Source organism: Streptomyces sp. KL116D, from assembly GCF_030766975.1.
Taxonomy (GTDB): Bacteria; Actinomycetota; Actinomycetes; order Streptomycetales; family Streptomycetaceae; genus Streptomyces; species Streptomyces longispororuber_A.
On the sequence record NZ_JASERH010000068.1, the window covers coordinates 36,773 to 55,632 of the forward strand.

General features: G+C 72.2%; 18 protein-coding genes. 9 read left to right on the forward strand and 9 right to left on the reverse strand.

Annotated elements, in window-relative coordinates:
- Window positions 1–106 precede the first annotated feature (106 nt).
- On the reverse strand, window positions 107–364 hold the full coding sequence (locus RBJ77_RS28130; RefSeq protein ID WP_255974462.1) for a DUF2530 domain-containing protein: 258 nt from the start codon (window positions 362–364) through the stop codon (window positions 107–109).
- Between the two features lie 252 nt (window positions 365–616).
- On the opposite strand from RBJ77_RS28130, the gene RBJ77_RS28135 reads away from it, so the two are divergent.
- Window positions 617–2,065 carry an NCS2 family permease gene (locus RBJ77_RS28135; protein ID WP_372347585.1) on the forward strand — a complete coding sequence of 483 codons (1,449 nt, stop codon included), beginning with the start codon at window positions 617–619 and terminating at the stop codon, window positions 2,063–2,065.
- Between the two features lie 20 nt (window positions 2,066–2,085).
- Here RBJ77_RS28135 and RBJ77_RS28140 read toward each other — a convergent pair whose 3' ends face one another.
- Window positions 2,086–2,268 (reverse strand): BrnA antitoxin family protein, encoded by a 183-nt coding sequence (locus RBJ77_RS28140; RefSeq protein WP_255974465.1) that lies wholly within the window; start codon window positions 2,266–2,268, stop codon window positions 2,086–2,088.
- 156 nt (window positions 2,269–2,424) lie between these two features.
- Here RBJ77_RS28140 and RBJ77_RS28145 point away from each other — a divergent pair, with 156 nt between their 5' ends.
- The 3 genes from RBJ77_RS28145 to thpR all read left to right on the forward strand — a co-directional run bounded on the left by RBJ77_RS28145 (window position 2,425) and on the right by thpR (window position 5,341).
- Window positions 2,425–2,862, forward strand: a complete 438-nt coding sequence (locus RBJ77_RS28145) for a MarR family winged helix-turn-helix transcriptional regulator (RefSeq protein WP_255974467.1) — start codon at window positions 2,425–2,427, stop codon at window positions 2,860–2,862.
- Window positions 2,863–2,891: 29 nt separating this feature from the next.
- Window positions 2,892–4,241 carry an MFS transporter gene (locus RBJ77_RS28150; protein WP_372347586.1) on the forward strand — a complete coding sequence of 450 codons (1,350 nt, stop codon included), beginning with the start codon at window positions 2,892–2,894 and terminating at the stop codon, window positions 4,239–4,241.
- Between the two features lie 542 nt (window positions 4,242–4,783).
- A complete protein-coding gene (thpR, locus tag RBJ77_RS28155) occupies window positions 4,784–5,341 on the forward strand; it encodes an RNA 2',3'-cyclic phosphodiesterase (protein ID WP_372347587.1) in 558 nt (185 codons plus the stop codon).
- A 136-nt stretch (window positions 5,342–5,477) separates the two neighbouring features.
- Here thpR and RBJ77_RS28160 read toward each other — a convergent pair whose 3' ends face one another.
- Together RBJ77_RS28160 and RBJ77_RS28165 are read right to left on the reverse strand one after the other, a co-directional pair.
- Window positions 5,478–6,467, reverse strand: coding sequence for an aldo/keto reductase (locus RBJ77_RS28160; protein WP_372347588.1), 990 nt, complete (start codon window positions 6,465–6,467; stop codon window positions 5,478–5,480).
- Between the two features lie 30 nt (window positions 6,468–6,497).
- Window positions 6,498–7,412 carry an AraC family transcriptional regulator gene (locus RBJ77_RS28165; protein ID WP_372347589.1) on the reverse strand — a complete coding sequence of 305 codons (915 nt, stop codon included), beginning with the start codon at window positions 7,410–7,412 and terminating at the stop codon, window positions 6,498–6,500.
- A 105-nt stretch (window positions 7,413–7,517) separates the two neighbouring features.
- On the opposite strand from RBJ77_RS28165, the gene RBJ77_RS28170 reads away from it, so the two are divergent.
- Window positions 7,518–8,411 carry an MBL fold metallo-hydrolase gene (locus RBJ77_RS28170; protein WP_372347590.1) on the forward strand — a complete coding sequence of 298 codons (894 nt, stop codon included), beginning with the start codon at window positions 7,518–7,520 and terminating at the stop codon, window positions 8,409–8,411.
- Here the strand turns inward: RBJ77_RS28170 and RBJ77_RS28175 are convergent.
- Window positions 8,392–9,066, reverse strand: coding sequence for an SGNH/GDSL hydrolase family protein (locus RBJ77_RS28175; protein WP_372347591.1), 675 nt, complete (start codon window positions 9,064–9,066; stop codon window positions 8,392–8,394). The two genes, RBJ77_RS28170 and RBJ77_RS28175, sit on opposite strands and share 20 nt — an antisense overlap.
- Window positions 9,067–9,145: 79 nt before the next feature.
- Here RBJ77_RS28175 and RBJ77_RS28180 point away from each other — a divergent pair, with 79 nt between their 5' ends.
- Window positions 9,146–10,180, forward strand: coding sequence for a WD40 repeat domain-containing protein (locus tag RBJ77_RS28180; RefSeq protein ID WP_372347592.1), 1,035 nt, complete (start codon window positions 9,146–9,148; stop codon window positions 10,178–10,180).
- A 3-nt stretch (window positions 10,181–10,183) separates the two neighbouring features.
- Here RBJ77_RS28180 and RBJ77_RS28185 read toward each other — a convergent pair whose 3' ends face one another.
- Together RBJ77_RS28185 and RBJ77_RS28190 are read right to left on the reverse strand one after the other, a co-directional pair.
- A complete protein-coding gene (locus tag RBJ77_RS28185; RefSeq protein WP_372347593.1) occupies window positions 10,184–10,612 on the reverse strand; it encodes a PPOX class F420-dependent oxidoreductase in 429 nt (142 codons plus the stop codon).
- Window positions 10,613–10,643: 31 nt separating this feature from the next.
- Complete coding sequence (locus RBJ77_RS28190) at window positions 10,644–11,432, reverse strand: TetR/AcrR family transcriptional regulator (protein WP_372347594.1); 789 nt, start codon at window positions 11,430–11,432, stop codon at window positions 10,644–10,646.
- A 92-nt stretch (window positions 11,433–11,524) separates the two neighbouring features.
- Between RBJ77_RS28190 and RBJ77_RS28195 the strand changes: the two genes are divergently transcribed.
- Entirely contained in the window at window positions 11,525–12,469 is a 945-nt protein-coding gene (locus tag RBJ77_RS28195; RefSeq protein WP_372347595.1) for an ATP-binding cassette domain-containing protein, read from the forward strand.
- Entirely contained in the window at window positions 12,469–13,263 is a 795-nt protein-coding gene (locus tag RBJ77_RS28200) for an ABC transporter permease (protein ID WP_372347596.1), read from the forward strand. Before RBJ77_RS28195 ends, RBJ77_RS28200 begins: the two co-directional genes overlap by 1 nt.
- 220 nt (window positions 13,264–13,483) lie before the next feature.
- Here the strand turns inward: RBJ77_RS28200 and serC are convergent, their stop codons facing one another.
- Window positions 13,484–14,602, reverse strand: coding sequence for a phosphoserine transaminase (gene serC / locus RBJ77_RS28205; RefSeq protein ID WP_372347597.1), 1,119 nt, complete (start codon window positions 14,600–14,602; stop codon window positions 13,484–13,486).
- 461 nt (window positions 14,603–15,063) lie between these two features.
- On the opposite strand from serC, the gene RBJ77_RS28210 reads away from it, so the two are divergent.
- On the forward strand, window positions 15,064–17,922 hold the full coding sequence (locus RBJ77_RS28210) for an FAD-binding and (Fe-S)-binding domain-containing protein (protein WP_372347598.1): 2,859 nt from the start codon (window positions 15,064–15,066) through the stop codon (window positions 17,920–17,922).
- On the opposite strand, the gene RBJ77_RS28215 is transcribed toward RBJ77_RS28210, so the two are convergent.
- On the reverse strand, window positions 17,919–18,809 hold the full coding sequence (locus RBJ77_RS28215; protein WP_372347599.1) for a LysR family transcriptional regulator: 891 nt from the start codon (window positions 18,807–18,809) through the stop codon (window positions 17,919–17,921). The two genes, RBJ77_RS28210 and RBJ77_RS28215, sit on opposite strands and share 4 nt — an antisense overlap.
- Between the last annotated feature and the right edge of the window lie 51 nt (window positions 18,810–18,860).

Sequence of the window (18,860 nt, forward strand, 5' to 3'; positions counted from 1 at the left end):
GGGGGGATGTGCCGGTTCACCCCTTGAGCGGGCGAAAGATCCGACCAGGGGAGGACAGGGGAGGATCCCCTGTGGTCCCGTGGTCGTACGGCCCGTCAGGGCCCCGTCAGGTACGGCCCTCGGCGGCCGCCCGCTTGATCGCCGCGTCCCGCCCCCGCACGTACCAGATGCCGATGAGCCCGAGGCCCGCGCCGGCCAGGCACGTCCACACCCACCAGGTGTGCCCGTGGTCGTCGAACCAGCCGTAGAACGGCAGCTGTACGAGGAAGAGGACGAACCAGAGGATCGTGCCGCCGGTGATGGTGGCGACCACGGGACCCTCCAGGGGTTCCGGTGCCTCGTGCTTGGGGGTCCACTTCGCCATGCGCACAGCTTACGAGGAGCTCCCCGGGGGTGTCACAGGCCCCGTACCAGGCGGGTCTACGCGCGGAGATAGCGAATTCCGCCTCATATGTTCATACTGAAACGGCCTGAGTCTGGCCACTTCTGTTCGTATGAAACACCAGAGGATGCATCGGGGAAGCCCTCTGGTGATCACTCGACAGCCAGGCTCGATCACTTCCCGCCCGTAGATCGCCGTAGATCTGCTCACTGCTGAATACCGCTGAGGTCATCCATGTCCACTTCGGCCACCGCCCCGGTCGACGTCAACCCGCAGCCGCCGTCGGGTCCGAAGAACGGCTTCGACCGGTACTTCAAGATCTCCGAGCGCGGTTCGACGATCCCTCGTGAGATCCGTGGCGGCTTCGCCACCTTCTTCGCGATGGCCTACATCATCGTGCTGAACCCGATCATCCTGGGCAGCGCGAAGGACATGTACGGGCACCAGCTCGACAACGGCCAGCTGGTCACCGCCACCGCGCTGACCGCCGCGTTCACCACGCTGCTCATGGGTGTCATCGGCAACGTGCCGATCGCGCTCGCCGCCGGCCTCGGCGTGAACACCGTGGTCGCCCTGCAGCTCGCGCCGCGCATGTCGTGGCCGGACGCGATGGGCATGGTCGTCCTCGCGGGCTTCGTCGTGATGCTGCTCGTCGCCACCGGTCTGCGGGAGCGCGTCATGAACGCGGTGCCGCTCGGTCTGCGCAAGGGCATCGCCATCGGTATCGGCCTGTTCATCATGCTGATCGGCCTCGTCGACTCGGGCTTCGTCTCGCGCATCCCGGACGCCGCGCACACCACGGTGCCGCTGCAGCTCGGCGCCGACGGTCACCTGAACGGCTGGCCGGTTCTCGTCTTCGTGCTCGGCGTGCTGCTGACCCTGGCGCTGATGGTGCGCAAGGTGCCGGGCGCGATCCTGATCTCGATCGTCGTGATGACGGTCGCCGCAGTGATCATCAACGCCGTCGCCACGGTGCCGTCCTGGGGTCTGACCACCCCGAAGTGGCCCGGCAACCCGGTCTCCACGCCCGACTTCGGGCTCGTCGGACAGGTCAGCCTGTTCGGCGGCTTCGAGAAGGTCGGCATCCTGACCGGCGTGCTCTTCGTCTTCACCGTGCTGCTGTCGTGCTTCTTCGACGCGATGGGCACGATCATGGGCATCAGCGACGAGGCCAAGCTGACCGACGCGAACGGTCAGATGCCCGGCATGAACAAGGTCCTCTTCATCGACGGCATCGCCGTCGCCGCCGGTGGCGCCTCGTCCTCCTCGGCCACCACCTGCTTCGTCGAGTCCACCGCCGGTGTCGGCGAGGGCGCGCGCACCGGCCTGGCCAACGTCGTCACCGGCGGTCTCTTCGCCGTCGCGCTGTTCCTCACGCCGATCGCCACGATGGTCCCGTCCCAGGCCGCCACGCCCGCGCTGCTCGCGGTCGGCTTCCTGATCCTGTCCGGCGGCATCCGCGCCATCGACTGGGACGACTGGACGATCGCCATCCCGGCCTTCGTGACGATGCTGATGATGCCGTTCACGTACTCGATCACGAACGGCATCGGCATGGGCTTCATCACCTTCACCGTGCTGCGCGTGGTCGCGGGCCGGGCCAAGGAGGTGCCGGTCGCGATGTACGCCGTGTCGGCGGTGTTCGCCTTCTACTACCTGATGCCGGCGCTCGGCCTCACGTGAGCCGATAGCCCGCGCGGACCTCAGGCGGCCCCGTAGAACTTCTCCGTCTCCTCGACGGCCGTCTTGAAGCGTTCGTCGAAGTCGTCCCGAATGAGCGTCCGGACCACGTAGTCCTGGACGCTCATTCCTCTTTTGGCGGCGTGGGTCTTGAGCCGGTCGAGCAGCTCACCGTCTATCCGCAGGCTGAGCACAGTCGATCCCATGCGGAACAGGGTCCCGGTGTGTCGTGGCCGATTGCGTCACTTTCCGAATCCGGATCACTCGTTTGAGTGACGTGAGGTTTCCCGTGGCCTGGATCACTGGTCACGCGGGGCTTTTGCGGTGGTCGTTAGACACAGTAATGAGTTACGCTAACAAACATGCCGGACCTCCTGCATGGCGACGATGCCGCCGCCGTGAACTCCCTGCGCTCCGCAGTGATGCGCCTGTCGCGCCGACTCAAGCACCAGCGGGTCGACGAATCGCTGAGCCCCACCGAGATGTCGGTGCTCGGCACCCTCGCCGGATGCGGCTCCGCGACACCGGGTGAGCTGGCCCGCAAGGAGCACGTGCAGCCGCCGTCGATGACCCGCATCGTCGCGCTCCTTGAGGCCAAGGGACTGGTCAGGCTGGAGCCTCACCCCGAGGACCGTCGGCAGAAGGTCGTCACCTCCACCGAGCAGGCCGAGGCCATGCTCAAGGAGAGCCGCCGCAAGCGGAACGCATGGCTGGCCGGCCTCGCCGACGGTCTCGACGAGGACGAGTGGGCCAAGCTGCGCGCGGCCGCACCCGTCCTCGAGAAGCTCGCCCACCTCTGACAGACGACCGCCGAGGAGGCGAACCCACTTTGAGTACGGGATCCGGAGCAGACTCCGCCCCCGTCCCAACCGCCCACGACACCCCCGCCCGCCCCCGCAAGACCTCCATGTTCGCCAGCCTCAAGGTGCGCAACTACCGGCTGTTCGCGACCGGTGCCGTCGTGTCCAACACGGGCACCTGGATGGCCCGCATCACCCAGGACTGGCTGGTCCTGTCCATCACGGGCTCGTCGGCCGCCGTCGGCATCACCACGGCGATGCAGTTCCTGCCGATGCTGCTCTTCGGTCTGTACGGCGGAGTGATCGCCGACCGGTTCGACAAGCGCAAGCTGCTCTTCTGCACCCAGGGTGCGATGAGCCTGTCCGGTCTGTTCCTCGCCGCGCTGACCCTGTCCGGCAACGTCCAGGTCTGGCACGTCTACCTCGCCGCCTTCTTCACGGGTCTCGTCACGGTCGTCGACAACCCGACGCGGCAGTCCTTCGTGTCCGAGATGGTCGGTCCCGACCAGGTCCGCAACGCGGTCTCGCTGAACTCGGCGAACTTCCAGTCCGCCCGCCTCATCGGCCCGGCCGTCGCGTCCGCGCTGACCGCCGCCGTCGGTCCCGGCTGGGCGTTCCTCGCCAACGGCCTGTCCTTCCTCGCGCCGCTCACCGGACTCGCGCTGATGCGCACCGCCGAGCTGCACGAGAACCCGCGCGCACCGCGCGGCAAGGGCCAGCTGCGCGAGGGCCTGCGCTACGTCTCGGGTCACCCGGAGCTGATCTGGCCGATCGTGCTCGTCGGCTTCGTCGGCACCTTCGGGTTCAACTTCCCGATCTGGCTGAGCGCCTACGCCGACGACGTCTTCCACGGCGGCGTAGGCCAGTACGGCCTGTTCAACACGCTCATGGCGATCGGCTCGCTGGCCGGCGCCCTGCTCGCGGCCCGGCGGCGCTCGACCCGCCTGCGGGTCCTGGTCGGCGCCGCGATCGGCTTCGGCGTCCTGGAGGTCCTGGCGGCGTGGGCGCCGGGCGTCTGGGCGTTCGCCCCGCTGATCGTGCTGCTCGGCATCCTCGGCCTGACGGTCAACGTGACCGCCAACTCCACGGTCCAGATGGGCACGGACCCCGAGATGCGCGGCCGGGTGATGTCGCTGTTCATGATGGTGTTCACCGGTGGTACCCCGCTGGGCGGGCCGCTCTTCGGCTGGCTCGCCGACCAGTACGGGGTGCGCGTCAGCTTCACGCTGGGCGGTGTGATCTGCGCCGTGGCGGCGGCCGGTGTCGGGCTGATGCTGGCGCGGGCCGCGAACCTGCGGCTCAAGGTCGACCTGCGGCGCGGCGAGCGGCACCTGCAGTTCGTACCGCGCGAACCGCAGCCACTGGCGGCGGCGGCCTGACCGCGACACGTCTGCCGGGCCCTGTTCGCCGCGGGGCCCGGCGCCGTCGTGGCTGGTCGCGCAGTTCCCCGCGCCCCTGAAAGGCACACTCCGTGCGCCTCCAGGGCCGCGCGCCTACGCCATCAGCGACTCCACCACGGGCCGAGAGAACCCCCACCGCCCCCCGGTCTTTCAGGGGCGCGACGAACGACGCGAGACCCCCCACCGGCCCGGTCTTTCAGGGGCGCGAGGAACTGCGCGAGAAGCCCCACGCGCCAGCAGCCGAAGTCGGTTTTCCAGGGGCGCGGGGAACGGCGCGAGAAGCCCCACGTGCCCGCGCCCCGCGACGAAAGCCCGACCCGGCAGTCGAAGTCGGTTTTTCAGGGGCGCGGGGAACGGCGCGAGAAGCCCCGCGCACGCGCACCCCGCGACGAAACCCCGACCCGGCAGACGCAGTCGGCCTTTCAGGGGCGCGGGGCTGTGTCACTAGCGGCTCCGCCGCGGGGCGCGAGAAGCCCCCACCGGGGGGTCAGCCTCCGACGGCACACGGAAAACTGAGCCCCATGAGACTCTTCGCCGCCGTGCTACCTCCGGAGGACGTACTCGCCGCACTGGCGCGCACCGTAGACCGCCTGCCCGACCGGGACGGTCTGCGCTGGACCGACAGACCCGGCTGGCACCTCACCCTCGCCTTCTACGGCGACGTACCGGACGAGACCGTGCCCGAGCTGGCGCAGCGCCTCGCGCGGGCCGCCGGGCACACGCCGGAGTTCGGGCTGGCGCTGCGCGGAGGCGGGCAGTTCGGCGGCCGGTCGCTGTGGACCGGCGTCGAGGGGGACGTGGCGACGCTGCGCCGGCTCGCCGAGCGGACCGAGGCGGCGGGCCGCAGGTGCGGGCTGCCGGGGGAGCACCGGCGCTACCGGCCGCACCTGACACTGGCGCGCAGCCGGGAGACGGCCGACCTCGGGCCGTACGTGGCGCAGCTCGACGCGTTCGCAGGCCAGGCCTGGACCGTGCGGGAACTGGCGCTCGTCCGCAGCAACCTGCCGGTGTCCGGGGTGCCGGGCGAGCGGCCCCGGTACGAGAAGGTCGAAGGCTGGCCCCTCTCGGGCACGCGTTAGTCTCGATGACGTGGACCCGAAAACCCGTAACCGGATCATGGCCGGTGTGCTCGTGCTGATGTTCGTCGTCGTGGCGGTGGCGGCGGCCGTCGGTCAGTGAGCGCTGCCCGGCGGCCGCCGCACCCGGTGACGGCGACTACCAGGCGAACGCCTCGGGGGAAGGACCCGGACCCGGGAAGATCTCGTCCAGGCCGGACAGGACCTCCTCACCGAGCTCCAGCTCGACCGCGCGCAGCGCCGAGTCCAGCTGCTCCTGCGTGCGCGGGCCGACGATGGGACCGGTGACGCCGGGCCGGGTCAGCAGCCAGGCGAGGGCCGCCTCGCCGGGGGCGATGCCGTGCTTGTCCAGCAGGTCCTCGTAGCGCTGCACCTGCTCGCGCACCGTGGTGCTCTCCAGGGCGCTCGCGCTGCGGCCGTCCTTGCGGCGCTTGCCCTCGGACTCCTTCTTGAGCACGCCGCCGAGCAGACCGCCGTGCAGCGGGGACCACGGGATGACCCCGAGGCCGTACTCCTGGGCGGCCGGGATGACCTCCATCTCGGCGCGGCGCTCGGCGAGGTTGTAGAGGCACTGCTCGCTGACGAGCCCGACGCGGCCGTGCCGGGCGGCCGTCTCGTTGGCCTGGGCGATCTTGTAGCCGGGGAAGTTCGAGGAGCCCGCGTAGAGGATCTTGCCCTGCTGGATCAGGACGTCGATCGCCTGCCAGATCTCCTCGAAGGGGGTGCGGCGGTCGATGTGGTGGAACTGGTAGATGTCGATGTAGTCGGTCTGGAGCCGCTTCAGGCTGGCCTCGACGGCGCGCCGGATGTTCACCGCGGAGAGCCGGTCGTGGTTGGGCCAGACGTCCCCGTCGCCCGTCATGTTCCCGTACACCTTGGTGGCGAGGACGGTCTTGTCCCGGCGTCCGCCGCCGTTCGCGAACCAGGTGCCGATGATCTCCTCGGTACGGCCCTTGTTCTCACCCCAGCCGTACACGTTCGCGGTGTCGAAGTAGTTGATGCCGCTGGCCAGCGCCGCGTCCATGATGGCGTGGCTGTCGGCCTCGTCGGTCTGCGGGCCGAAGTTCATGGTGCCGAGGACGAGCCGGCTGACCTTAAGTCCTGTGCGTCCGAGCTGCGTGTACTTCATGGCTCTACAGCCAAGGACGTGGAGTGCGCTCTAGGCAAGCGACTTCGTGCGATAGCGGCCCGGTGTCACCCCGAACTCCCGGCGGAACGCGTGCGAGAGGGCGTACGGCGAGGCGTAGCCCACCTGGCGGGCCACCGACTCCAGGGGCGCGTCCGCCGTGCGCAGGAGCGTCGCCGCGCGGGTCATCCGCCACCACGTCAGGTACGTCATCGGGGGGCGGCCCACCAGGGCGGTGAAGCGGCGGTTGAGGGTGGCGCGGGAGACGCCCGCGCGGGTCGCGAGGCGGTCGGCGGTCCAGGTGTGGGCCGGGTCGGTGTGCAGCAGGCGGAGCGCCTCGGTGACCACCGGGTCGGCGAGCGCGGCGGGCCAGCGGGCGGTGCCGCGGCCCGCCGGGTCCGTGGTCCAGGCCCGGATCATGTAGACGAGCAGCAGGTCGAGGAGGCTCGGCACGGCCGCGCACGAGCCGGGCCCGGCGGCCGCCACCTCCCGGCTCAACAGGCCGATCGCCGCCCGGAGTTCGGGGTGGCGGGCGTCGTCGTGCGGGAGGTGGACGACATCCGGCAGCTCGGTCAGGAGCGGGTGGGTGTGGCTGCGGTCGAGGCGGTACTTGCCGCAGAGCAGCTCCACGGCGTCCGGTCCCGCGACGCGCGGCAGGGTGGCGGGCAGCGCCTCGAAGGGGATCGCGCGGGCCACCGCGGCGGCGGGCGCGGGGGAGTCCGCCAGGACGTGGCCCGCGCCGTGCGGCAGCAGCACCGCGTCGCCCGGGCGCAGGGTGAGCGGCGGGCCGCTGTCGGGCAGCAGCCAGCAGCTGCCGGTCAGCGCCACGTGGAAGCCTGCGCCCTCGTACGGGGCGAGGCGCACGCACCAGCTCCCGCCGACCCGGAGGCGGTCGGCGGACGGGCTGCCCGTCCGTACGGCGGCAATCGCGTCGCTCACCACGTCCATGGGGTCAGCGTAGACGGCGTGAACGACATCGGTGAGCCGCTCGCGTATCGGTGGGAGCCTGTCGAGCATTGAGGCGCTCGCCACCCCCTTCCTACCGTGGTCGGCATGGACACCGACTTCGAACGCATCACGCTGGGCGGCATCGAGATCCTCAAGGTCGTGGAGGTGCGCGGACCCTTCGGGCCGCCCGCCGACCTGTTCCCCGGCATCGACGACGTCTGGCAGGCCCACGAGAAGTGGCTCGCCCCCGACTTCCAGGACCCCGACAGCGGGCAGGTGCTGGCCGCCGTGCAGGCCTGGGTGGTGCGCAGCGAGGGCCGCACGATCGTCGTCGACCCGGGCGTCGGCAACGGCCGCGAGCGCCCCGGCACCCCGCACTTCTCCGGCTTCGACACGGACTTCCTGGACCGGCTGGCGCGGGCGGGCGTGCGGCCCGAGGACGTCGACGTCGTCGTCAACACCCACATCCACGGCGACCATGTCGGCTGGAACACCCGCGACGAGAACGGCAGTTGGGTGCCCACCTTCCCCCGTGCCACCTATCTGATCCCGCGGGCCGACCACGACTACTTCGGGCCCGACGGCGCCGCCCGCACCGCGCACGACAACCACCGCTTCCTCTTCGCCGACAGCATCGCGCCGGTCGTCGCCACCGGCCAGGCGGTGCTCTGGGAGGACTCCCACCGCATCGACGCCCACCTCACCCTCGAACCGGCACCCGGCCACACCCCCGGCTCCTCGGTGCTGCGCCTCACCGCCGGCACGGACCGGGCCGTCTTCGTCGGCGACCTCCTGCACAGCCCCGCCCAGTTCGTCGCCCCCACGTGCAGCAGCGCGATGTGCGTGGACCCGACGGAGTCGGCGGCCAGCCGGGTGCGCGTGCTCCAACGGGCGGCCGACGAGAACGAGTTGGTGATCCCGGCACACTTTCCCGGGCCCGGCGCGGCGGAGATCCGGCGGGAGGGGGGCGGGTTCTCGGTCAGTCGGTGGCGGGGGTGACGCACATGTCGTACGGGCCGCCGATGCCCCACGCCTGGTGCAGCGCGTCGGCGAAGGCGGACGCCAGCTTGTGTTCGCCGGACGCGTTCGGATGCGTACCGTCGTACGTGTCGTGCCGGATGTCGTACGACTCGGGGACGGACGCCAGCAGGAGCGGCGAGCGGGGCTCGGACAGGTCCGCGACCGCCTTGGCGAGCAGCGTGTTGAAGTGGGCGACCTGCGCGGCGAAGGGCGCGTCCGTGTCGGCCCTGACGTTCGGGATCACCGGCAGCAGGGCGATCCGGACGGCCGGGTTCGCGGCGCGGGCGGCGGTGACGAAGCGGCGCATGTTCTCCGCGGTCTGCTCGGCGTTCGTGTAGAAGCCGAGGTCGATCAGGCCGAGGGAGACGAGGAGGACGTCCGCGCGGGCGGTGGTGACCGCGTCCGCGATGACCGGCGCCATGTGCTGCCAGCCCTCGCCCCAGCCGGCCAGGTGGTGCTGCGGGAAGTCCGGTTCGGCGTAGTCGTGGCCGCCGCCGTACAGGGCGGTGCGCGGGCCGACCACGGCACAGTCGGTGCCGGTGGCGCGCAGGTGCCGCCACATGCGCAGGCGCCAGGTGTGCTCGCCCGCGCTGCCAATCGTCATCGAGTCGCCGACGAACATGAACCTGAGCATCCGCTCATCATGGTCGATGCCGGGGAGATCACCCCGGCCGCGTGCATGTGAGACCGAACACGCCTGGCAAGCTGTGGGCATGCGTTCGTACAAGGCGTTGTCTGCCCGGAGGCCGTCCCGGGTGTCGTCGCGCGTGGCCGGGGTCGCGGCGGCCGCCGCCCTGCTGTTCGGCGCCACCGCGCTGCCCGCGGCCGCCGGCGAGCCGTCCCCGGGGTCCGACGGATTCACCATCGAGGACCCCCGGATCACCGAGTCCAGCGGTCTGGCCGCCTCGCGCGCCCACCCGGGCGTCTACTGGACCCACAACGACAGCGACGACGGCGCCTACCTGTACGCGATCGACGGCCGGACGGGAAAGACCGTCGCCACGCTCACCCTGACCGGCGTCGGCGCCCCGCGCGACGTCGAGGCGATCTCGGTCGGCCCCGACGGGAACCTCTACGTCGCCGACATCGGCGACAACCTCGGCGGCAAGTGGGACCACGTGTGGATCTACCAGCTGCCCGAACCGAAGGACCTGCGCGACCGGACCGTGCGCGCGACGCAGTACGTCGTGAAGTACGCGGACGGCCCGCGCAACGCCGAGGCGATGATGGTCCACCCCAGGACCGGCCGGGTCTACATCGTGGAGAAGGGCGAGGACGGCGGCGGCCTCTACGAGGGCCCCGACCCGCTGGACCCGTCCGCCACGAACACGTTCGAGCGGATCGCCGACATCGACCTGTGGGTGACCGACGGAGCGTTCTCGCCCGACGGCAAGCAGCTCGCCCTGCGCGGCTACTTCGGCGGCATCGCGTACCGGTGGAACGACGGGAAGCCGGAGCGCCAGGGCCAGTTGAGCGTGCCGATGCAGCCGCAGGGCGAGTCCGTCACGTACACCCTGGACGGCAGGACCCTCCTCTACGGGAGCGAGGGGAAGGGCAGTTCGGTGGAGCCCGTGGAGGTCGAGGGCGCGGGCGGCGGTTCCGACGGCGCCGGGAGTTCGGGGTCCGGCGGCGGCTCGGGGAACGACGACGGCGGATTCACCGGGAAGGCCGGCGCCGTCGGGGCCGCCGTCGTGCTCATCGTCGCCATCGGGATCGGACGGCTGCTGCGGCGGCCCAAGGAACGCTGAAGGCTACTCGCCGAGGACACGCACTTCGTAGTGGAGCGTCTTGTCCCGCTTGACCCGGTGGGCGAGCGGCACCCCGACGCCGTGCATGATCGGGTGCTTGTGGCGCAGGAGCTTCGCCGCGTGCCGCGCCTCGTCGCTGCCCTCGTCGAGCAGCCGGACCCGGGCCTTGAGGGCGGGGCCGGTGGGGGCGCCGCGCAGCGTGGAGGGGGCGATCTCCACCTCCGGGTTGTTGCGCATGCGCTTGGCCTTCCACGCCTTTCCGTAGGTGCGGATGTACGCGTGGTCGCCCTCGACGGCGATGCTCACGGGCGTGCCGACGCCGGTGCCGTCCTTCTTGTGCGTGGTGAGCAGCACCGCGTACTGCTTCACGAGGGGCGCGAGGGCGGGGCTGGGCGCGGGCCGGTCCTGAGGGTTCTCCGGTCGGTTCGTCATACGTCCATGGATGCACCGGCGGGCCGTGCTGTCACCTCCTGCGGTCCGTGCCGCGCGCCGCGACGAGGACGTCGAGGCCGTCCAGGATGCGCTGCAGACCGAACTCGAAGTGGTCGAAGCCGGGCCCGAAGGTGTCCTCCGACAGGGACGCCATCACCGGATAGTCGCCGCTGGCCATGGCCGCCTCCAGGGTGGGCTGCTGCGCGCCCCAGAACGCGGCGTCCGTCAGGCCCGTGGTCTTCTCCGCCTCCTCCTCGTAGACGCGGGTGCGCGCGACCCCGGAGACGTATCCCTCGACCATGACCAGGACCGAGAGCAGCTCGGGGTCGGTCAGGCCCATGGGTCTGATGCGGGCCATCATCTTCTCCATGCCGGCCAGCGCGCCGGGGCCGAGCACCGGGCGGGCCTGGTTGACCTGGAGCAGCCACGGGTGGCGGTGGTAGAGGGCGAGCGTCTCGCGGGCCATCGTCGCCACGGCGTCCCGCCAGCTCCCGTCGCCGAGCGCGGCCGGGTCCTCGTACGGGGTCTGCACCCGGTCCAGCATCAGGTCGAGCAGCTCGGCCTTGCCCGGCACGTACCGGTACAGCGACATCGTGCCGGTGCCCAGGTCGGTGGCGAGGCGGCGCATCGAGACGGCGGCGATCCCCTCGGCGTCCGCGACCTCGATCGCGGTGGCGACGATCCGCTCCAGGGAGAGCGCGGGCTTCGGGCCCCGGCTCGGCCGGGCCCCCGTGCCCCACAGCAGCTCCAGGCTGCGCCGGATGTCGCCGCTGCCGCTGGTCTCGGTGCTGCCGTTCGTGCCCCTGGTGCCGCTGCTCATGGGCTCAGCGTAAACCTCTGCCGGGAAACTGGGTACGGTGTACTCTCATCTGGGTACGGTGTACTCAGTTGGTGGACGACGAAGGAGGGGCCGTGGCCGACGGGGACCACGCGGTGCGGGCCGAGGGGCTCGTGAAGAGGTACGGGGACAAGCGCGCGCTGGACGGGTTCGACCTGACCGTGCGGCGCGGCACGGTGCACGGCCTGCTCGGGCCGAACGGGGCGGGGAAGACGACCGCGGTGCGGGTGCTCAGCACGCTGCTGCGGTTCGACGGGGGCCGGGCGGAGGTCGGCGGTGCGGACGTGGCGTCCAGGCCGCGGCAGGTGCGCCGCCGCATCGGTCTCACGGGTCAGTACGCGGCGCTGGACGAGGTGCTCACGGGCCGGCAGAACCTGGAGATGTTCGGCCGTCTCTTCCACCTCGGCGGGCGCCGGGCGAAGGAGCGGGCGGCCGAGCTCCTCGACCAGTTCGGGCTCACGGACGCGGGCGACAAGGGCGTGGGCGAGTACAGCGGCGGCATGCGGCGCCGCCTCGACCTCGCGGCGTCCATGATCCTCACCCCGGACGTGCTGTTCCTGGACGAACCGACGACCGGCCTCGACCCGCGCGGCCGGGGCGAAGTCTGGGACAGCGTCCGGGAGTTGGTGGCGGCGGGCACGACCGTGCTGCTGACCACGCAGTATCTGGAGGAGGCCGACAAGCTGGCCGGCCGGATCACCGTGATCGACCAGGGGCGGGCCATCGCCGACGACACCCCCGAGGGCCTCAAGCGGTCCGTCGGCGGGGACCGCATCGAGGTCGTCGTCACCGATGCCGCCGATCTCTCCCGCGCCGCGAAGATCGTCGCGCGGGGCGGCGCCGAGCCGGTCGTCGACGAGGAGGCCCTGCGGGTGCACGCGCCGGTCGCCGACCGGGTCGCCGCGCTCACGGACGCCGCGCGCACGCTCCAGGACGAGGGCGTCCCCGTCGAGGACATCGGACTGCGCAGGCCGAGCCTCGACGACGTGTTCCTGCGCCTGACGGGGAGGGCCGCCTGATGGGGACGACGCTGTACTGGGCGGTCGCCGACTGCTGGAACGTGGTCCGCCGCGGCCTCACCCACTACCAGCGCCAGCCGGTCAACATCGCCTGGCAGCTGGGCTTCCCGATCCTGTCCGTGCTCCTGTACGGGTACGTGTTCGGCAGCGCGATGGTGGTGCCGGGCGGTGGCGACTACCGGGACTTCCTGATGCCGGGCATGTTCGCGATGACGATGGCGTTCGGCTTCATCAACACGGCGACGCTCGTCGTCCACGACGCCACGAAGGGGGTCATCGACCGGTTCCGCTCGATGCCGATGGCGCCGTCGGCGGTGGTGTCGGGGCGCGGCGTCACCGATCTGCTGGTCGCCTGCGCCGAGCTGGCGATCCTGATGCTGACGGCGCTGGCGATCGGCTGGCGCCCGGACGGCGGGATCGTGGGCGGCCTGGCCGCGTTCGCCCTGCTGCTGTGGCTGCGCTTCGCGCTGATCTGGCTGGGCGTGTGGCTGGGCCTGCTGGTGCCGAACCCGGAGGCGGCGGGCAGCCTGTTCGCGGTGGCCTTCCCGCTGACGATGATCTCCAGCATCTTCGTCGCGCCGCAGCTGATGCCGGACTGGCTGGGGGCGGTGGCGGCGTGGAACCCGATCTCGTCGACGGTCGCGGCGACCCGCGAACTCTTCGGTACGCCGGTCGGGGCGGGCGACTCGTGGGTGGAGCAGCACGCGGTGCTCATGGCGGTGGTGTGGCCCGCGGTGCTCACGCTGGTGTTCTTCCCGCTGGCGGCACGGAAGTTCGCGGCGCTGGGGCGGTAGGGGGAGCGGGGGCGCTTGCGCGTCTGCCGTGACCTGTTGCGTGGGCGGGTGCGGGTCCGGTGGGGGCTGGTCGCGCAGTTCCCCGCGCCCCTGAAAGGCGCACTCCGTGCGCCTCCAGGAGGTCGCAGGCCTCCAGGGGCGCGGGGAACTGCGCGACCAGCCATAGCCGGTGTGCAGGTCCCCGCGATGCCTGAAGTCCTACGGCGAGGAGAGGCAGGTGTCAGAGCTGGCCGATGACGTAGTCGATGCAGGCGGTGAGCGCCTGCACGTCCGCCGGGTCGATCGCCGGGAACATGGCGATGCGCAGCTGGTTGCGGCCGAGCTTGCGGTACGGCTCCGTGTCGACGATCCCGTTCGCCCGCAGCACCTTCGCCACCGCGGCCGCGTCGATCTCGTCCGCGAAGTCGATCGTGCCGATGACCTGCGACCGCTTCGCCGTGTCCGTCACGAACGGCGTCGCGTACTTCGACTCCTCGGCCCACGTGTACAGGCGCGACGAGCTGTCCTTCGTACGGCCCGTCGACCAGGCGAGCCCGCCCTGGCCGTTGATCCAGTCCAGCTGCTCGGCGAGCAGGAAGAGCGTGGAGAGCGCCGGGGTGTTGTACGTCTGGTTCTTGCGGGAGTTGTCGATCGCCGTCGGCAGCGAGAAGAACTCCGGGACGTGCCGGCCGGACGCGTGGACGCGCTCGGCGCGCTCGATCGCGGCCGGGGAGAAGACGCCGATCCACAGGCCGCCGTCGGAGGCGAAGGACTTCTGCGGGGCGAAGTAGTAGACGTCCGTCTCGGTGATGTCGACGGGCAGGCCACCCGCGCCGGACGTGGCGTCGACCAGGACGAGGGAGCCCTCGTCGGCACCGGCGACACGCTTGATCGGGGCGGCGACACCGGTGGACGTCTCGTTGTGGGTCAGGCCGTACACGTCGACGCCGGCCTCGGCCTGCGCCTCCGGGTGCGTGCCCGGGTCGGAGCTGATCACGGTCGGCTCGGCCAGCCAGGGAGCGAGCTTGGCCGCCTTCGCGAACTTCGACGAGAACTCGCCGAAGTTCAGGTGCTGCGACTTGTTCTCGATCAGGCCGTGCGTCGCCACGTCCCAGAAGGCCGTGGAGCCGCCGTTGCCCAGGATCACCTCGTAGCCCTCGGGGAGGGAGAACAGGTCGCGCACGCCCTCACGGACGCGGCCGACCAGGTTCTTGACCGGTGCCTGGCGGTGGGAGGTGCCCAGGAGGGACGTGCCGGTGGCGGCCAGGGCGTCCAGCGCCTCCGTGCGCACCTTGGAGGGGCCCGCGCCGAAACGTCCGTCGGCGGGCTTGATGTCAGCGGGAATCTGGATCTCAGCCACGAGGTGGAGGGTAGCGGGTGGGTCTCACCGGGCTGCGACGTGTCCGCCCGGTGAGATGCGGGATCTCGTCTGCCGAGGGCTGTGTGATGCCGGGTGCGAAGCTCGCCGTGGTCGCGACGGTTGACGGTGCCTGACCGCCCGGTGGGGCTTCTCGCGTCGACCTCGCGCCGTGGTCGCGAAGGTTGACGGTGCCTGACCGCCCGGTGGGGCTTCTCGCGCAGTTCCCCGCGCCCCTGAGATGCGCACCTGCGGTGCGGCATCTCCCCGACGGAGGAAGGCTGCGCGCAGCGCATGCCTCCCAGGGGCGCGGGGAACTGCGCGAGCAACCCACCACAATCCCCAGCCCGCGACGAAGGACCGGCCCGGCAGACGCAGTCGCAATCTGCCCCCACCGGGCCCGCACCCGCCACACCCGCAGCACCACCCCATTGAGTGGACGCTCACCGGGCATGCTGAACCGCATGGCTGACGACATCGGTAGGGCCCTACGGGACGTCGTCCGGGGCGACGTCGAGTTCACCACCACGGCACGCGCGCTCACCACCATGGACGCCTCCAACTACCGGAGGGTCCCATTGGGCGTCGTCGCACCGAAGGACGCGGACGACGTCAGAGCCGTCCTCGCGGCCTGCGCCGAACGCGGCGTCCCCGTCGTGGGCCGCGGCGGCGGCACCTCCATCGCCGGCCAGGCGACCGGCACCGGAGTCGTCGTCGACTTCACCCGCCACATGAACCGGATCCTCGACGTCGACCCGGCCACCCGAACCGCCCGCGTACAACCGGGAGTCGTGCTGGACCGGCTCCAGGAGCGGGCAGCCCCGCACGGGCTGCGGTTCGGCCCCGACCCGTCCACGCACGGCCGCTGCACCCTCGGCGGCATGATCGGCAACAACTCGTGCGGCTCGCACTCCGTGGCATGGGGCACCACCGCCGACAACGTCGCGGCGCTCGCCGTGGCGGGAGCGGACGGGGGCACGTACCGGCTCGGCCGGGGCTGGGACGGCGCCCCGGCCGGTCTGCGGGCGCTGGTGGAGGGCGAGTTGGGGCTGGTGCGGACCGGGTTCGCGCCGTACGCCGGGCTGCCGCGGCGGATCTCCGGGTACGCCGTGGACGCGCTGCTGCCCGAGCACGGCACCGACCTCGCCCGCTTCTTCTGCGGCACCGAGGGCACGCTCGGCCTGGTCACCGAGGCCACCGTGAAGCTGGTCGGGGCGCCGACCGCGAAGGCCCTCGCGGTCCTGGCGTACACCGACGAGAGCGCGGCGGCGGAGGCGGCCGCCGACCTGCTGCCGTACGGGCCGCTGACGGTCGAGGGCATGGCCGCCGACCTCGTACCGCCGGACTCGGGACTGCCCCGGGGCGGCGCCTGGCTGTTCGTGGAGACCGGGGGCGCGACGCCCGCGGAGGCGAAGTCCGCCGCCGACCGGATCGTGCGGGCCGCGGACGTCCTGGACGCGCTCGTCGTCGACGACCCGGCCGGGCAGCGCGCGCTGTGGCGGATCCGGGAGGACGCGAGCGGCACGGCGACCCGGATGCCGGACGGCAGCGAGGCCTGGCCCGGCTGGGAGGACTGCGCGGTGCCGCCCGCCCGGCTCGGCACGTACCTGCGGGACTTCCGGGGCCTCCTCGGCGAGCACGGGCTGCGGGGCACGCCGTACGGGCACTTCGGCGACGGCTGCATCCACGTCAGGATCGACTTCGACCTGCTGACGGAGAAGGGGATCGGGCGGTTCCGCCGCTTCTCCGAGGAGCTGGCGGCCCTCGTCGTCGCGCACGGCGGATCGCTGTCGGGGGAGCACGGGGACGGGCAGGCGCGGGCCGAGCTGCTGCCGAAGATGTACGGGGCGGAGCTGGTCGGGCTCTTCGAGCGGGTCAAGGGCGTGTGGGACCCGGCGGACGTGCTCAACCCCGGGACGCTGGTGCGGCCCGCACGGCTCGACGAGAACCTGCGGTTCGCGGTGCTGCCGCGCGAGCCGGTGGACGTCGTCTTCGGCTATCCGCACGACGGCGGCGACTTCTCCGCCGCCGTGCGCCGCTGCGTCGGGGTCGCCAAGTGCCGTACGGAGACGATGACGTCGGGCAGTGGCGTGATGTGTCCTTCGTTCCGGGCCACCGGCGGCGACGAGACGCACTCCACGCGGGGCCGGGCCCGGCTGCTGCACGAGATGCTCGCCGGCGAGGTCGTCACGGACGGATGGCGCTCGGAGGAGGTGCGGGACGCGCTCGATCTCTGCCTGTCCTGCAAGGGGTGCAGGAGCGACTGTCCGGTCGGCGTCGACATGGCCACGTACAAGGCGGAGTTCCTCCACCACCACTACGAGGGCCGGCGGCGGCCCGCCGCCCACTACGCGATGGGGTGGCTGCCGCGGTGGCTGCGGCTGGTGGAGCGGACGCGGTCGGCCCGGCTGGTCAACTCCCTGGGCCGGGTGGGCGTGCTGGCGTCGGTGGGCAAGCGGCTCGCGGGGGTCGCCGCGGAGCGGGAGCTGCCGGTGGTGGCCCGGGAGACGTTCAGCGCCGGGTGGCGCAAGCGGCCGGGCGGGCCTGGCGGGGCGGGGCGGCGTGGTGGGCCGGAGGTGGTGCTGTGGCCGGACACGTTCACGGACCATCTGGCGCCGGAGGTGGCCGGGGCGGCCCGGCGGGTCCTGGAGGCGGCGGGGCTGGGCGTGGTCCTCCCGCCGACGCGGACGTTCCCGCGGCCCGGGGTGCGGGGGCGGGTCTGCTGCGGGCTCACGTACGTCTCGACCGGGCAGCTCGACCGGGCCCGCGCGGTGCAGCGCCGCACGCTCGACCTGATGGAGCCGGTGCCGGCCGACGACGGCCCGCCGGTGGTCGTCCTGGAACCGTCCTGCGCCGCCGCGCTCCGCTCCGACCTGCCGGAACTGCTGCCGGACGATCCGCGGGCGCGGCGCCTCGCCGACCGGGTGGTCACGTTCGCCGAGGCGCTGGAGCGGCTCGCCCCCGACTGGGAGCCGCCGCGGATCGGCCGCCCGGTGGTGGGGCAGACGCACTGCCACCAGCACGCGGTGCTCGGCGACACGGCGGACCGGCGGCTACGTGAACGGGCGGGCCTGGAGGGCGAGTTGAGCGGCGGATGCTGCGGGCTCGCGGGCAACTTCGGCTTCGAGCAGGGGCATTACGAGGTCTCGGTGGCCTGCGCGGAGGAGCAGCTGCTGCCGAGCGTGCGCGCCGCGGGGGAGGGTTCCCTGGTGCTCGCGGACGGATTCTCCTGCCGGACCCAGCTGGGGCAGCTGGCCGGGGTGCGGGGGAGGCATCTGGCGGAGGTGCTGGCGGAGGGGCTCGACGCCGCCGACAGGCCCTAGGGGCTGTCGTCCCGCGTCGTCCCGGTCACGTCGAGGGCCAGGGTGATCAGGTCCGGCACCGACGGGTGGGTGGGGACCCGGTGGTGGGCCAGGAGCACCGGCAGGTCGGGGGCGTCGGTGAGCGGGACGTAGGTGACGCCGGGGTGCGGGTGCATGTCGACCGTCGCGGTGGACGTCACCCCGACCGCCCGGTCCGCGGCGATCGCGGCGAGCCAGTCGTCGGTGTTGGCGACCGTCAGCGTCGCGGCCGGCCGGGCGGCGGGCGGCCACAGGTCGAGGCCGGTGGTGCCGGAGACCGTGTTCAGGGCGATGACCTCGCCCTGGAGGTCGGCCAGGGCGAGGTGCGGGCGCCGGGCGAGCGGGCTGTCGGAGGGGAGTGCGGCGACCCGCGCCTCCCGGTGCAGGAGCCGGGTGACCAGGCCGGGCGCGTCGACCGGGCCGCGCAGCAGCGCGATGTCGACGGTGCCGCGGGTCAGCCCGGCCGTCCGGTCGTCGATGCGCAGCAGCTCCAGCGGGACGTCCGGGTGGTCCTGGCGCCAGCGGCGCAGCAGCGGGGTCGTGTACGCGCCCGCCGCCGACCAGGCGTGGCCCAGGCGCAGGGGGCGGTGCGGGGCGCGGGGCGCGGCGAGGGCGTCCTCGAACGCGGCGACGGCCACGGCGGCCTTGCCCCGGAAGGCGCGGCCCTCCGGGGTGAGCGCCAGATGGTGCGTGGAGCGGTCGACGAGGCGCACCCCGAGCGCGGTCTCCAGGGCGGCGAGGGTGCGGGAGACGGCGGGCTGGGTGAGGTTCAGGCGGGCGGCGGCGCGGGTGACGCTGCCCTCGTCGGCGATGGCGAGGAAGCAGCGCAGGTGACGGACTTCGACGGCGTGGGCGTGGTCCCGGCTCATGCTTGCGGAGCATAACCGGAGCGCAGAAGGCATTTCACACGCCGTGCCCGG

What these genes read in the sequence shown, in the direction of transcription:
- RBJ77_RS28130 (WP_255974462.1), bottom strand. Translation starts at nt 364, where the DNA reads ATGGCGAAGTGGACCCCCAAGCACGAGGCACCGGAACCCCTGGAGGGT.
- RBJ77_RS28135 (WP_372347585.1), top strand. Translation starts at nt 617, where the DNA reads ATGTCCACTTCGGCCACCGCCCCGGTCGACGTCAACCCGCAGCCGCCG.
- RBJ77_RS28140 (WP_255974465.1), bottom strand. Translation starts at nt 2,268, where the DNA reads ATGGGATCGACTGTGCTCAGCCTGCGGATAGACGGTGAGCTGCTCGAC.
- RBJ77_RS28145 (WP_255974467.1), top strand. Translation starts at nt 2,425, where the DNA reads ATGCCGGACCTCCTGCATGGCGACGATGCCGCCGCCGTGAACTCCCTG.
- thpR (WP_372347587.1), top strand. Translation starts at nt 4,784, where the DNA reads ATGAGACTCTTCGCCGCCGTGCTACCTCCGGAGGACGTACTCGCCGCA.
- RBJ77_RS28160 (WP_372347588.1), bottom strand. Translation starts at nt 6,467, where the DNA reads ATGAAGTACACGCAGCTCGGACGCACAGGACTTAAGGTCAGCCGGCTC.
- RBJ77_RS28165 (WP_372347589.1), bottom strand. Translation starts at nt 7,412, where the DNA reads ATGGACGTGGTGAGCGACGCGATTGCCGCCGTACGGACGGGCAGCCCG.
- RBJ77_RS28170 (WP_372347590.1), top strand. Translation starts at nt 7,518, where the DNA reads ATGGACACCGACTTCGAACGCATCACGCTGGGCGGCATCGAGATCCTC.
- RBJ77_RS28175 (WP_372347591.1), bottom strand. Translation starts at nt 9,066, where the DNA reads ATGCTCAGGTTCATGTTCGTCGGCGACTCGATGACGATTGGCAGCGCG.
- RBJ77_RS28180 (WP_372347592.1), top strand. Translation starts at nt 9,146, where the DNA reads ATGCGTTCGTACAAGGCGTTGTCTGCCCGGAGGCCGTCCCGGGTGTCG.
- RBJ77_RS28185 (WP_372347593.1), bottom strand. Translation starts at nt 10,612, where the DNA reads ATGACGAACCGACCGGAGAACCCTCAGGACCGGCCCGCGCCCAGCCCC.
- RBJ77_RS28190 (WP_372347594.1), bottom strand. Translation starts at nt 11,432, where the DNA reads ATGAGCAGCGGCACCAGGGGCACGAACGGCAGCACCGAGACCAGCGGC.
- RBJ77_RS28200 (WP_372347596.1), top strand. Translation starts at nt 12,469, where the DNA reads ATGGGGACGACGCTGTACTGGGCGGTCGCCGACTGCTGGAACGTGGTC.
- RBJ77_RS28210 (WP_372347598.1), top strand. Translation starts at nt 15,064, where the DNA reads ATGGCTGACGACATCGGTAGGGCCCTACGGGACGTCGTCCGGGGCGAC.
- RBJ77_RS28215 (WP_372347599.1), bottom strand. Translation starts at nt 18,809, where the DNA reads ATGAGCCGGGACCACGCCCACGCCGTCGAAGTCCGTCACCTGCGCTGC.